This is a genomic window from Burkholderia sp. BCC1977, assembly GCF_905339595.1.
In the GTDB taxonomy this organism is placed as follows: Bacteria; Pseudomonadota; Gammaproteobacteria; order Burkholderiales; family Burkholderiaceae; genus Burkholderia.
This window is the reverse complement of record NZ_CAJPGQ010000060.1, coordinates 1-12644: the sequence shown is the minus strand read 5'-3', so window position 1 is coordinate 12644 and position 12644 is coordinate 1. Positions and strand designations below refer to the sequence as shown.

Below are 12644 nucleotides of genomic sequence, written 5' to 3'. Positions count from 1 at the left end.
ACCGCCGGGGCGGCGGTCGTGCCCGCCGGACGGGCATCCGGGCGGCGCGACGGCATCGGCGGCGCCCGGCAGCGGTGGGCCGGGACGCCGCGCGATGTAAGCGGGCGCTCACATCGCAGCGGGCGCCGCGGGGATCACGGATTGATGTACTGGAACAGCGACATGTTCTGCAGCTGCGCGTAGGCCTTCTGCGCGCCGCTCAGCGCGTTCTGCACCTGCAGGTACTGGCTGATGGTCGTCACCATGTTGGTGCTGGTCAGGTCCGACAGGTTGCTGGTCGTCTGCAGCGCCGCGGTCTGGTTGACGGTCTGCATCGCCTTGACTTCCTGCTCGCGGCCGCCGACCGACGCCTGGATCGTCGTCACGTTGCGCATCGTGTTGCCGAGCTTGATCGAGCCGGTCATCAACGCGTTCGTCAGCGACGCGGCCGCGACGGCGTTGCCGGTCACGGGGGTCTTCAGCGCCGAGATCATCGCATCGAGCGTCGAGAAGATGTCCGCGCCGCCGCTCGCCTGCGGGCCGGGCGCCACGCTGAACGTGTCGCCGGCGGCCGGCGTGCCCGACACGGCTACCGTCATCCCGCCGCCAAGCGCGATCGCCGAACCCGACGTGTATGCCTGCGCGGGCGTGGTGGTCGGCGGCTTGGCCGAGCTGTCGGTGACCGTGTAGGTCGGCGCGGCGGCCGTGCCGCCGAACGTGATCGAAAAGTGGTCGCCGTTCGTCGCGGCCGCCGGGCTCGTGACCGTCACCGCCGTGATCGTACCGGTGCCCAGGTTGCCTGCGCCGGCCGCGGGCACCGGCGCACTGCCGAGCGACTGCACCGACATGAACACCGCCGAACCGGTGTCGCCCTGCGACACGCGGCTCGAATCGCCGATCTGCACGTCGCGCGTACCGGAGTCCCCGACGTAGCTGACGCTGCCGTTCGGGCTGCTCGTAAACGGCGCCGACGAGTTGTTCAGGCCGGCGAACAGGTAGTTGCCGGCGCCGTCGTTCGAGTTCGCGAGCGTCATCAGCTGGTCGCGATAGCCTTGCAGTTGCGTCGCGAGCGCCGAGCGGTCGCTGTCGGCCAGCGAGCCGTCGCCCGCGCGCACGACGAGCGTCTGCACGCCGGTCAGCACGCTGCTGACGCTCTGCAGCGTCTGGTCCTCGGTCTGCAGCGACGCGAGCGCCGTGCTCTGGTTCGCCGCGTACTGCGACAGCGTGGCCGACGTCATCGACAGCTGCACGGCCTGCGCCGCGCCCACCGGGTTGTCGGCCGGGGTCGTGAGGCTCACGCCGCTCGAGATCTGCTGATAAAGCTGCGCGAGCTGGGCCTGCTGATCGTTCATCTGGCCGACGTTCAGCTGGTAGAACTGGGTCGTGGAAATCCGCATCGTTTCTATCCTCTCGAATCCGGTCAGCTGAACAGGCCCAGCACGGTCTGGAACAGCGAGGCCGCCGTCTGGATCACTTTCGCGTTGGCCTGATAGAGCTGCTGGTACTGCATCAGATTCGCCGCTTCCTCGTTCTGGTTCACGCCCGACACCGACTGCTGCGCGGACGTGATCTGGCCGACCAGCGCCGTCTGTGCGGTACTCGACGACTTGAGCTGGCTCGCCGAGTTGCCGATGTTGTTCACGTACTTCGCATAGGCGCCCGTGAGCGTCGTGGTGCCGCCGCCGAGGGTCTTCGCGTTGACGAGCTGCGACAGCGCGAGCGCGTTGCTGCCGTCGCTCGTGCCGCCCGCGTACGGCCCGATCGTGAACGAATCGCCGTCCGACGGCGTGCCCGACAGCGTGACGGTCACGCCGTTCAGCGCCCCCGCGGCCGTGCCCGACATCGTCATCGCCGCGCCGGCCGACGGGTCGTACGGCACGGAGTCGGTCGGATTGTTGATCGTCACCGACGTCGGCGGCGTGCCCGGAATCGTCACCGTGGTGCCGACCGGGAAGCCCGACAGCGACTTCGTCGCCGCGTCGTAGGTCAGCTTGGTCGACGGCACCTGATAGCCGGCGGTCACCCCGCTCAGCGCGATCTTGCCGGTGCCGATGTTGGTGCTCGACGCCGACGTGACGACCGGCGACGCGGCCGCGATCGCCGAGCCGCTCGTCGTCGCGAGGCCGAAGCCGTCCAGCGCGCCGCGCGTCGGCAGCACGGTGAACTGGTCGCCGGCATTCATCGCGCCGGACGAGAACGAGAAGTTCAGCCCGCCGAGCGAGACCGGCATCGGCCCCGCCTTCTGGTCGACCACCGACCCGCTCGCGCGGTCGGTCAGCGTGTAGTTGGTGCCGTCGTACGACAGCGTGTAGTCGCTCGTCGTCGGCTGCGACGCGTTGGCGAACGACACGGACAGCGACGCGTTGCCGGTATTGCCCTGGTTCGAATAGACGGCCGGGGCCGCCACCGTGAACAGGTCGCCGCCCGCCTTGCCCGACAGGTCGACGCCGAGCGCGTTCTGCGCGTTGACCTGCGCGGCGAAGCTGGCCGCGACCGCACCGAGCTGCGCCTGCGCGGGGTCGAGCGTCTGGCTGCGGAACGCGAGCAGGCCGCCGAGCGTGCCGCCCGACAGCGACGCGTCCGGCAGCGCCTCGTTCGGGCCTTGCGGGTTCGCGCCGGCGATCCCCTGCGACACGACGGTCAGCTCGCTCGGATCGGACGACGACGTGACGGTCGCGAGCTGGTAGCTCTTGTCGGCGAGGACGAGCGGCTGGCCGCCCGCGAGGAACACGCTGTAGCCGCTGTCGTTGCGCACCACCTGCACGCCGGCGAGGCTCGACAGGTTCGACACCGCGAGGTCGCGCTGGTCCATCAGCTGGTTGGGCGGCTGCCCCTGGCTGCTCGCCGCCGAGATCTGCTGGTTCAGCTGCGCGATCTGCTTGGTGTACGTGTTGATCTGCGACACCGTGCTGGTGAGCTGCGTATTCACGCTCTGGCGCAGCGCGTCGTACTGCTGGCCGGCCGCGTTGAGCTGGTTCGCGAGGATCTGCGCGTTGCTGATCGCGGTCTGCCGCACCGACGGATCGGCGGCGCTGTTGGCGACGTTCTGCAAGCCGGTGAAATAGCCGGTGATCGCGGTCGAGATCCCGGCCGTCGGGCTGCCGACGTAGTTGTTCAGTTGCGCGACGAGGGAATACCACGTCGACAGCGAGCCGCCCTGCGACTGCGCGCCGTTCAGCTGGTCGCTCAGGTACTGGCTGTACTGCCGCTGCACGGTGACGGTGTTCACGCCCTGCGGCATGTAGCCGCTCGCCGTGTACTGGCCGCTCGCTTCGGCATAGACCGGGCGCTCGACCGAATAGCCGGGCGTCGCGGCGTTGCTGATGTTCTGGCCGGTCGTCGTGAGGCCCCAGAGCGCGGCATTGAGGCCGCTGACGCCGAGGTTCATGAGTGTGTTGGACATGCGCGATCCTGATGAGCCGGCCGCGCTGCGGCCGCCGGGTTGCGTGACTCCCGGTATAACGGCCGCGGATCGGAAAAATTGAGGAAAAAATGCGCATGCGGCGCGCGCGTGCGCGCCGTCTGTCGCGCGCCCCGGCGGACGCTGCCGGCGCCGGTGCGGAAGCGGCCCCGAGCGGGGCCGCGAGCGGGTGCGTCAGGCCCGCGCGAGCGAGCGGCGCTTCATCTCGAGCTGCGTGATCAGGCGCTGCAGCGTGTTCTCCGCGCTGCCCGGCAGCGACATGAAGCGAAAGCCGAGCTGGTAGCGGCGCGAGCCGTTCGGCATCTGGGTCGAACGCTGCGACACCAGCTGCAGGTCGAGCGACAGCTTGCCGTGGCCGGTCAGCTCGAGCTCGACGCCCGGCAACAGCGTGCCGACCTCGAGCGCCTCGACGCGCTCGTCGGCCGTCCGCAGCCCGACGCCGCCGAGCGACAGGTTATGCACCTCGAACGTGAAGCGCTCGCCGTCCGGCAGCTCGCCGCGGCACAGGAACGGATCGACGATCGGCGCATCGACGCGGAAATACTCGCGGCGCTGGATGCACATCAGCACGTCGGGGAAATCGGCGACGAACGCGGGCAGCCCCTCGTAGCGCGTCTCGCGCGGCGTGCCCGTGGTGAATTCGACGCGCACGCCTTCCGGCGCGGCCGCGAAGGTGCAGTGCGACGCGCCGAGGATGCCGGCGTTCTGCTCGGACAGCGCGCCCCAGTCGAATGTGAACGTGCGCGCGCCGACATCGACCTCGAGCAGGCGCGTGACGAGCTGGCCGCCCGGGTACTGGACGGTCAGGAAGTCGCCGCGGTTCACGAGGTTGCGCAGCTGCACGCCGATCTCCAGCGGATTGCGGCGGGCGTAGTCGGGCCCGGAATGGCCCGCATCCAGGCTCGGATCGGTCGACGTTTCGATATTCATGGCTAGCCGGTTTTCTTTTCATGGGCGCCCGGGACGACCGGTGCGCAGTAAAACCGGGCCAGAACATGGCCCGGTTACAGGTCTCTCACACTTAGCGGCAGTGCTCCCCGAAAGTTTAGATCGAAACGCCGGTTTTTTTCGCGCAAACGTTGAAACCGCGCGCGGCGGGGTGCCGGGCGCGGTCCGTAAGACTGCAAACGGGCGGCGGGGCGGGCCCCTCAGCCGATCTGCTGCATGATCGAGATCAGTTTCTTCGCGTAATTCGGGTCGGTCGCGTAGCCGGCCTTCTGCAGCCCGTGCGCGAAGCCCTCGACGCTGCGGCTCGCGCTCAGCACGCCCGCGTAGCGCGGGTTGTTCTTCAGCAGGTTCGCGTAATCGGTCATCGCGTGCTCGTACGAGTCGTACGCGCGGAACTTCGCGACGACGCGGCGCGGCGTGCCGTTCACGTATTCGGTCGTCAGCGCCGACACGGTGCGGCCCGTCCAGCCCTTGTTCGCCTTGATGCCGAACACGTTGTAGCTCGTCGAGCCGTCGCTCGCGCGGATCTCGCGCTTGCCCCAGCCCGATTCGAGCGCGGCCTGGCCGACGATGAAGCGCGCCGGGATGCCGGTGGTTGCGCTCGCCGCCTGCGCCGGGCCGGCGAGCCGGTCAACGAACGCGTCGGCATCCTGCACGCCGCTCGCGCCCTTCAGCGGCGGCGTCAGCGCGCTGCCGGCCGTGTAGCCGCGCGAGCCGGCAAGCCCGCCGTTGTTCGCCGCGTTCGCGTAGGCCCGCGCCATCGCGTTCATCGCGGCGAGGCTGCCTTCGTTGCCCGACGCGCCGAAGCCGGCCGCGCCGAGCCCGGCCGCGCCGGCGTCGGCTGCCGTGCCGCCGTCCGCGCCCTGCCCCGCGTTGCGCAGCAGTTGCTTCATCAGTGCGTCCGCCACGCCGATCCCGCGCTTCGACATCTGCTGCGCGAGCTGCTGGTCGAGCATCGACGTGTACATCTTCGACGTGTGCGAATCGAGCAGCCCGCCGTCGGGCGACGCGTCGCGCATGCTCTTGAGCATCATCTGCGTGAACATCGCGTCGAACTGGCCGGCGACCGCCTTCGCGCCGGCCTGCGGCGACTGCTTCGCCTGCGCGCGCAGTGCGTCGAAGCCCTGCACGTCGAGCGCGAAGCGCTGCGTCAGGTCGTTCGCGTTCGGAAGGTTCGCCGCCATTCAGATGACCTCCAGGTCCGCGCGCAGCGCGCCGGCCGCCTTCATCGCCTGCAGGATCGACATCAGGTCCGCCGGCGTCGCGCCGAGCGTGTTCAGCGCCTTCACGACGTCGGCGAGGTTCGCGCCGGCCGTCACCATCTTGAGCGCCCCGTTGTCCTGCTTCAGCTGGATCTGCGACTGCTGCGCGACCACCGTCTGCCCGTTCGAGAACGGCCCCGGCTGCGACACCACCGGCTGCGTGTTGACGATCACCGACAGGTTGCCGTGCGCGACCGCGCAGCTTTGCAGCGTGACCATCTGGTTCATCACGATCGAGCCGGTGCGCGCGTTCAGGATCACCTTGGCCGCGGCCTTGTCCGGGCTCACGTCGAGGTTCTGCAGGCGCGCCATGAACGCGACCTGCTGCGCGGAATCCGCCGGCGCGGCGAGCTGGATGGTGCGGCCGTCGAGCGCCGTCGCGGTGCCCGGGCCGAAGCTCGCATTGACCGCGGACACGATCCGCTGCGCGGTGCCGTAGTCCATGTCGTTCAGCTGCAGCTGCAGCACGCCGTTCATCTGCGCGATCGCGTTCGGCACCGCGCGCTCGACGATCGCGCCGCCGACGATCCGGCCGGCCGCGAGCTGGTTCACCTGCACGCGGCTGCCGTTCGCGCTCGCACCCGCGCCGCCGACCGCCATGTTGCCCTGCGCGAGCGCGTACACCTGCCCGTCCGCGCCCTTCAGCGGCGTGAGCAGCAGCGTGCCGCCGCGCAGGCTCTTCGCGTTGCCGAGCGACGACACGGTCACGTCGAGCGCCTCGCCCGGCCGCGCGAACGGCGGCAGCGTCGCCGTCACCATCACGGCCGCGACGTTCTTCAGCTGCATGTTGTTCAGCGACGACGGCCCGCCGTTGGCCGAGCCGTTGTTGATCGAGATGCCGAGGTTCGCGAGCATGTTCGCGAGCGTCTGCGTCGTGAACGGCGTCTGCATCGTCTGGTCGCCCGTGCCGTCGAGGCCGACGACGAGGCCATAGCCGATCAGCGGGTTGTCGCGCACGCCCTGGATCTGCGCGAGGTCCTTCAGGCGCTCCGCGTGCGCGGGTGCCGCGCCGAACGCGCACGCCGCCAGCACGAACGCGGCGGCGATCCGCGCGACGGCACGCGCACGGGACGCACGGGATGCGCGGGACCCACGGAACGAAAGGCGGTGGAAAAGAGGCTGCTGCATCGTCATCACCACGGTGCGATGTTGAGGAAGAAGCGCTGCAGCCAGCCCATCGTCTCGGCTTCGTTGATGTAGCCCTTCGACGAGTATTCGATCTTCGCGTCGGCGACCTGCGTCGAATAGACGGAGTTCGCGCCCGAGATCGTGTTCGGGTTGACGACCCCCGAGAAGCGCACGAATTCGTTGCCCTGGTTGATCAGCATCTGCTTCTCGCCGCTGACCACGAGGTTGCCGTTCGGCAGCACGTTGGTGACGGTCACCGTGATCGTGCCGTTGAACGTGTTCGCCGCGCTCGCGCCGCCGGTGGCCGCGAACTTGTTCGCGCCGGCCGCCGACAGGTTCGCCTTCGCGAACAGCCCGCCGAGGAAGCCGGCCGTCGGCACGTTGAAGTCGGTGTTGCCCTGGCGGTTCGTGTTCGCGCCCGACGACTTGGTCGCGTTGATGTTCTCCGCGATCATGATCGTCAGGATGTCGCCGACGTTGCGCGGCCGCTGATCCTCGAACAACGGCCGCCCGGCATAGCCGGGGTTGTAGATCGAGCCGGGCGCCTGCATCGACATCGGCATCGGCGGCTGCGCCGTCATCGGCTGCTGGATGATCGGGTCGCGCGGAATCTGCGCGCAACCGGCGAGCGCGGCCACCGCGACCGCGCACGCGGCGCGGACGGAGGCTGACGGGAGGAGGCGAACCTGCTTCATGGCGACGGCGGGACTTTCCGGTTAGCTCTTCATCTGCGTGACGGTCTGCAGCATCTGGTCGGACGTCGTCACGGCCTTGCTGTTGATCTCGTAGGCACGCTGCGTCTGGATCATGTTGACGAGCTCCTGCACGACGTTCACGTTCGACGCCTCGACATAGCCCTGGTTGAGCACGCCCGCGCCGTTCAGGCCCGGCTGCGATACGTTCGGCGCGCCCGACGAGGTGGTCTCGGCGAACAGGTTCTCGCCCTTCGCCTCGAGGCCGGCCGGGTTGATGAAGGTCGCGATCTGCAGCGAGCCGATCTGCACCGCGTTGCTGGAACCCGGCTGCGTGACCGACACGACGCCGTCCTTGCCGATCGTCAGCGACTGCGCGTTCTGCGGCACCGTGATCGCCGGCAGGATCTGGTAGCCGCTCGACGTGACGAGCTGGCCCTGCGCGTTGGTCTGGAACGAGCCGTCGCGCGTGTACGCGTTCGTGCCGTCCGGCATCAGCACCTGGAAGAAGCCCGCGCCGTTGATCGCGACGTCCTTCGAGTTGCCGGTCTGCGTGAGGCCGCCCTGCGTGTACAGGCGCTCGGTCGCGACCTGCTGCACGCCGGTGCCGAGCTGCAGGCCCGACGGCAGTTCGGTCTGCTGCGTCGAGTTCGCGCCCGGCTGGCGAATGGTCTGGTACAGCAGATCCTCGAACACCGCGCGCGACGCCTTGAACCCGTTCGTGCTGGTGTTCGCGAGGTTGTTCGAGATCACGTCCATCTGCGCCTGCTGCGCATTCATGCCGGTGGCGGCGATGTAGAGCGATCGGTTCATGTTGAATCTTCTCCTGGTAGCGAGGGCCGTGCCGCTCAGCTGAAGTTGAGCAGCTGGTTCGCCGACTGCTCGTTCTGGTCGGCCGTCTGGATCAGCTTCGACTGCAGCTGGAACGCCCGCGCGTTGTCGATCATCGCGACCATCGCGGTCACCGGGTTCACGTTGCTGCCTTCGAGCGAATTCGGCGTGACGACCACGTTCGGGTCGGTGTCGGCCGGATTGCCGTCGGCGGTGCGGAACAGCCCGTCGTTGCCGCGCGCGAGCGTGGCCGGGTCGGGGTTCACGAGCTTCATCTGGTCGACGATCGCGACCGCCGTGGGCGGATCGCCCGGCATCAGCGCGGACACCGTGCCGTCCTTGCCGATCGTCACTTCCGCGTTCGGCGGCACCGAGATCGGGCCGCCGTTGCCGATCACCGGCAGGTTGCTCGCGTTGACGAGCTGGCCGTTTTCATCGACGTGCAGGTTGCCGGCGCGCGTGTACGCCTCGCTGCCGTCGGCCGTCTGCACCGACAGCCAGCCGGCGCCCTGCACCGCGACGTCGAGCGGGTTGCCGGTGCGCGTGATCGGACCCGGTGCGTAATCCGCGCCGGGCGTCGACGCGAGCACGTAGGTGCGCGTCGTCGTCGGGTCGATGTTGCTGCCGTCGCCGAAATTCATCGGCACCGCGCGGTAGGTCGCGAGCTGCGCGCGAAAACCCGTCGTCGATGCGTTCGCGAGGTTGTTCGCGACGATCGCCTGCTGGTCGAGCGACTGCGACGCGCCCGTCATCGCCGTGTAGATCAGTCGGTCCATGGCTGCCGGTTATCCGCGCATTACAGGTTGATGAGCGTCTGGTCGACGGTCTGCTGCGTCTTGATCGTCTGCGCGTTCGCCTGGTAGTTGCGCTGCGCGGTGATCAGGTTGACGAGCTGCGACGTCAGGTCGACGTTCGAGTTCTCGAGCGCGCTGCCCTGCAGCGTGCCGTGGTTCGTGCTGCCCGGCGTGGAGATCTGCGGCACGCCCGACGCGGCCGTCTCGGCGTACTGGTTGCCGCCGAGGTTGATCAGGCCGTTCGGGTTGTTGAAGTTCGCGATCGCGATCTGCCCGAGCACCGCCGTCTGGCCGTTCGAGTAGTTGCCGGTCAGCTTGCCGTCCGCGCCGATCGAGAAGGTCGTCAGCGTGCCGCTCGCGTAGCCGTCCTGCGTGAGGTTGTTCACGCCGTCCTTGCCGCCGAACTGCGTGGTGCCGGTCAGGTCGAGCGTGAGGTTCTGCGGCGTCGCCGAGCCGTCGGTGGTCGGCACGGTGAACTGGAACTGGCCGAGCGACGTGGTCGGCGTGGCGGAAGCCGGCAGCGTCGTGCTCTTGATCGCGCCCGACGTGTCGAACGTGACCGTGCCGAGGTCCGTCGCGGCGCCCCCCTGCACGCCCGCGTAGGCTTCCCACGTGCCGGCCGCCGACTTCACGAAATACATGTTGACCGCCTGCGAGCCGCCGAGCGAGTCGTATGCCTGGACCGACGTCGAGTAGTTGTACGTCGTGGTGTCGGTCGGGTCGAACGGCGTCTTGGCCGGTACCGTGTCCTGCGAGTTCAGGTTGAACTGGCCGGTGATCTTGGTCGTCGCGGTCGGCGCGATGTTGGTCGTCGGTGCCTGCAGCGCCACGGTCTGCGCGGTGTTCAGCACGCCGTTCTTGCCGGCCGCGTAGCCCATCAGGTTCGCGCCCGCCGAGTTGACGATGAAGCCGTTCTTGTCGCGCTGGAACGTGCCGTCGCGCGAGTACGTTGTCACGCCGTTGTTCGACATCTGGAAGAAGCCGTTGCCGTTGATCGCGACGTCGAGCGACGAATTCGTCGTGTTGATCGTGCCCTGGCCGAACTGTTGCTGCACGGATGCAAGCGTCGTGCCGATCCCGATCTGCGTGTTGACCGACGTCGCGACCGAGTTCGCGTACATGTCGGAGAACTGCGCGGTGCTCGACTTGAAGCCGACCGTGTTCGCGTTCGCGATGTTGTTGCCGATCACGTCGAGCGCGTTCGAGGCGCCGGCGAGGCCGCTCAGACCCTGTTGATAACCCATTTCGGTCTCCGTTTTCGAGAAAGCTGGATCAGTTGGTGGTGGTCGTGCCGCCGGACGACGACGACGCGGTGTTCGGGAAAATCGACGCGACCTGGGTCAACCCCACCGTCGTGCCGTTCGACAGCACGAGCCCCGCCGTGCCGTCGGCCTGCTTGATCACGCTCTGCACCTGCGCGGCCGCGAGCACGGTCGGCGCATACGTCTTGCCGTCGGTGCCCGTGTACTGCGCGCTCACGGTGTACTTGCCGTCCGGCAGCGCGTTGCCGGCCGTATCGGTCGGCGTCCAGTTGAACGGCACCGTGCCGGCCGACTGCTGGCCCGCGTTGATCGTGTTGACCACGACGCCCGCGCTGTTCTTCACGGTGATCGTCAGGTTCGACACGTCGCTCGTGAGCGACACGCCGAACGGCGACGCCGCGCCGCTCTTCACCGCGACGCTGTTGCCCGGCGCGAGCACGTTCGTGCCGATCAGCAGCGCGGCCTGCGTCTGCTGGCCGGCCGCGAGCTGCGTCGACAGCGACGTCAGCGACGTGTTCAGCTGCGCGATGCCGCTCACCGTATTGATCTGCGCGAGCTGCGACGTCATCTGCGAGCTGTCGACCGGGCTCGTCGGATCCTGGTTCTGCAGCTGCGTGACGAGCAGCTTCAGGAACGTCGCCTGCAGGTCGCTCGCCGACGTGCCGGTCGTCGACACGTTGTTGGTGTTCATCGTGTCGGTCGGCACGGTCGACACGTTGGTGCCGCTGCTGCCGATCGTCGTGCTGGAGGAAGTCATCCTGGGTGGCCTTGTGTCGGAACTGTCGAAACCGAAGGATCTGGGTCTCGGTGTGGAGGGACGCTCGGCGCGCGGCTTACGTGCCGATCGTCAGCGTCTTGAGCATCAGCGTCTTCGCGGTGTTCAGCGTCTCGACGTTGGCCTGGTACGAGCGCGACGCCGAGATCATGTTCACCATCTCCTGCACCGGATCGACGTTCGGCATCTGCACGTAGCCGTTCGCGTCGGCGGCCGGATTCGCCGGGTCGTAGGTCGACTTCATCGGCGACGGATCGTCGACCACCCGGGTCACGCGCACGCCGCCCACGCCCTGGCCGGACGCCGTGCGCGCGCCGCCGATCGGGTCGGCCGCGAACACGACCTGCTTGGCCTTGTACGGCTTGCCGTCGGGGCCGGTCGCGCTGTCGGCGTTCGCGAGGTTCGACGCGGTGACGTTCAGGCGCTGCGATTGCGCGGACAGCGCCGAACCGGCGACGCCGAAGATGTTCATCAACGAAGGCATGGAGGCTCCTGGTGCGGGTGCGGAAGCGGCGCGCGCTTACGAGTTCGTCGAGATCGCGGCGATCATCGCCTTGATCTGCTGGGTCATCACGGTCATCCCGGTTTCGTAGTGCAGCGCGTTGTTCGCGAACTGCACGCGCTCGACGTCGAGATCGACCGTGTTGCCGTCGAGCGACGGCTGCAGCGGCATCCGGTACTGCGCACGACCGTAGTCGTCGGCCGTGCCGCCGGTCGGCATCAGCTTCGCGGTGCCGGCCATATGGCCCGGCGCCGTCGATACCATCGTCATCCCGCTCGTCACGCCGGCCGGCTGCGCCATCGGCAGCTGCGCGGCGTTGCTCGGCGCGAGACCGCCGCCGGTCTGCTTCAGCGAGCGCGCGAGGGTCGACGCGAAATCGGTGTCGCGGGCCTGGTAGCCGGGCGTGTCGGCGTTCGCGATGTTCGACGACAGCAGCTCCTGCCGATAGGCGCGCACGTCGAGCGCCTGTCGGCCGAACGCGAATTCGGCATCGAGTTTGTCCAGCATGTGTGCGTCTCTCCGTATGAAGCGCTGCACGCCGCTCGGGCCGGATGGCGACCCAAGGGGCTTTTTTCCATGACAGCGATGGTAGGCGCCGGGCGCAACCGGCAATCGGACGAATAACGCGGCAAAGGCCCCCTCTATTCATCGTTTGCGCGACGGCCCGGCTCCCTAGAATGCAAATCGGATCAACGGCTTCGAGGACACGGCGATGACTGGCAGCGCACTTCGCGGAAACGACGGACGCGGCACGCGCATGCCGCGTGCGTTCGCGCTCGCCGCGGCGCTGTGGCTCGCGGTGCCGGTTGCGCACGCGGACGACGGGATGATCGTGATTCCCGGACGCGGCGAGACGGCCGAGACCGCGCTCGCGCAGGCGAACGCGGCGAGCGGCGGGCGGTTCGGCGGGAATGCGGGAGCGGCTTCGGGTGCGGGCGTGGGCGCGGGGATGGCGGGCGGCGCGAGTGGTGCCGCCGGCGTATCTGGCGTGTCTGGCGTGTCTGGCGTGGCTGGCGTGGCTGGCGCGACCGGCTCGGCTTGGGATACATT

12 protein-coding genes and 1 pseudogene are annotated in these 12644 nt (G+C 68.5%); 1 reads left to right on the top strand and 12 read right to left on the bottom strand.

Translation table 11 applies throughout. The annotated features are described in order from the left end of the window. Positions 1 to 134: 134 nt before the first annotated feature. The 12 genes from flgL to U5771_RS31885 all read right to left on the bottom strand — a co-directional run bounded on the left by flgL (position 135) and on the right by U5771_RS31885 (position 12101). Positions 135 to 1376, bottom strand: a complete 1242-nt coding sequence (flgL, locus tag U5771_RS31940) for a flagellar hook-associated protein FlgL (protein ID WP_322027625.1) — start codon at positions 1374 to 1376, stop codon at positions 135 to 137. Between the two features lie 23 nt (positions 1377 to 1399). Then, positions 1400 to 3382, bottom strand: a complete 1983-nt coding sequence (gene flgK / locus U5771_RS31935) for a flagellar hook-associated protein FlgK (RefSeq protein ID WP_322027624.1) — start codon at positions 3380 to 3382, stop codon at positions 1400 to 1402. 192 nt (positions 3383 to 3574) lie between these two features. After that, positions 3575 to 4330, bottom strand: coding sequence for a flagellar brake protein (locus U5771_RS31930; RefSeq protein WP_322027623.1), 756 nt, complete (start codon positions 4328 to 4330; stop codon positions 3575 to 3577). Positions 4331 to 4548: 218 nt separating this feature from the next. After that, positions 4549 to 5532: a flagellar assembly peptidoglycan hydrolase FlgJ gene (gene flgJ, locus U5771_RS31925; protein ID WP_322027622.1), complete on the bottom strand. Its 984-nt coding sequence runs from the start codon at positions 5530 to 5532 to the stop codon at positions 4549 to 4551. After that, positions 5533 to 6738, bottom strand: a complete 1206-nt coding sequence (locus tag U5771_RS31920; protein ID WP_322027621.1) for a flagellar basal body P-ring protein FlgI — start codon at positions 6736 to 6738, stop codon at positions 5533 to 5535. 5 nt (positions 6739 to 6743) lie between these two features. After that, positions 6744 to 7433 (bottom strand): flagellar basal body L-ring protein FlgH, encoded by a 690-nt coding sequence (gene flgH / locus U5771_RS31915; protein WP_322027620.1) that lies wholly within the window; start codon positions 7431 to 7433, stop codon positions 6744 to 6746. Positions 7434 to 7454: 21 nt separating this feature from the next. Further along, a complete protein-coding gene (gene flgG / locus U5771_RS31910) occupies positions 7455 to 8243 on the bottom strand; it encodes a flagellar basal-body rod protein FlgG (protein ID WP_014895799.1) in 789 nt (262 codons plus the stop codon). A 35-nt stretch (positions 8244 to 8278) separates the two neighbouring features. After that, a complete protein-coding gene (gene flgF, locus U5771_RS31905; RefSeq protein WP_322027619.1) occupies positions 8279 to 9037 on the bottom strand; it encodes a flagellar basal-body rod protein FlgF in 759 nt (252 codons plus the stop codon). A 20-nt stretch (positions 9038 to 9057) separates the two neighbouring features. Continuing rightward, positions 9058 to 10299: a flagellar hook protein FlgE gene (gene flgE, locus U5771_RS31900; RefSeq protein ID WP_322027618.1), complete on the bottom strand. Its 1242-nt coding sequence runs from the start codon at positions 10297 to 10299 to the stop codon at positions 9058 to 9060. A 28-nt stretch (positions 10300 to 10327) separates the two neighbouring features. Then, on the bottom strand, positions 10328 to 11074 hold the full coding sequence (locus tag U5771_RS31895; protein ID WP_322027617.1) for a flagellar hook assembly protein FlgD: 747 nt from the start codon (positions 11072 to 11074) through the stop codon (positions 10328 to 10330). Between the two features lie 76 nt (positions 11075 to 11150). Beyond that, the gene (gene flgC, locus U5771_RS31890) at positions 11151 to 11576 is read right to left on the bottom strand and encodes a flagellar basal body rod protein FlgC (protein ID WP_322027616.1); all 426 of its coding nucleotides are present in this window, start codon (positions 11574 to 11576) and stop codon (positions 11151 to 11153) included. A 36-nt stretch (positions 11577 to 11612) separates the two neighbouring features. Then, a complete protein-coding gene (locus tag U5771_RS31885) occupies positions 11613 to 12101 on the bottom strand; it encodes a flagellar basal body rod protein FlgB (RefSeq protein WP_322027615.1) in 489 nt (162 codons plus the stop codon). A 205-nt stretch (positions 12102 to 12306) separates the two neighbouring features. On the opposite strand from U5771_RS31885, the pseudogene U5771_RS31880 reads away from it, so the two are divergent. Further along, a pseudogene (locus U5771_RS31880) lies at positions 12307 to 12644 on the top strand (flagellar biosynthesis protein FlgA); the annotation flags it as partial.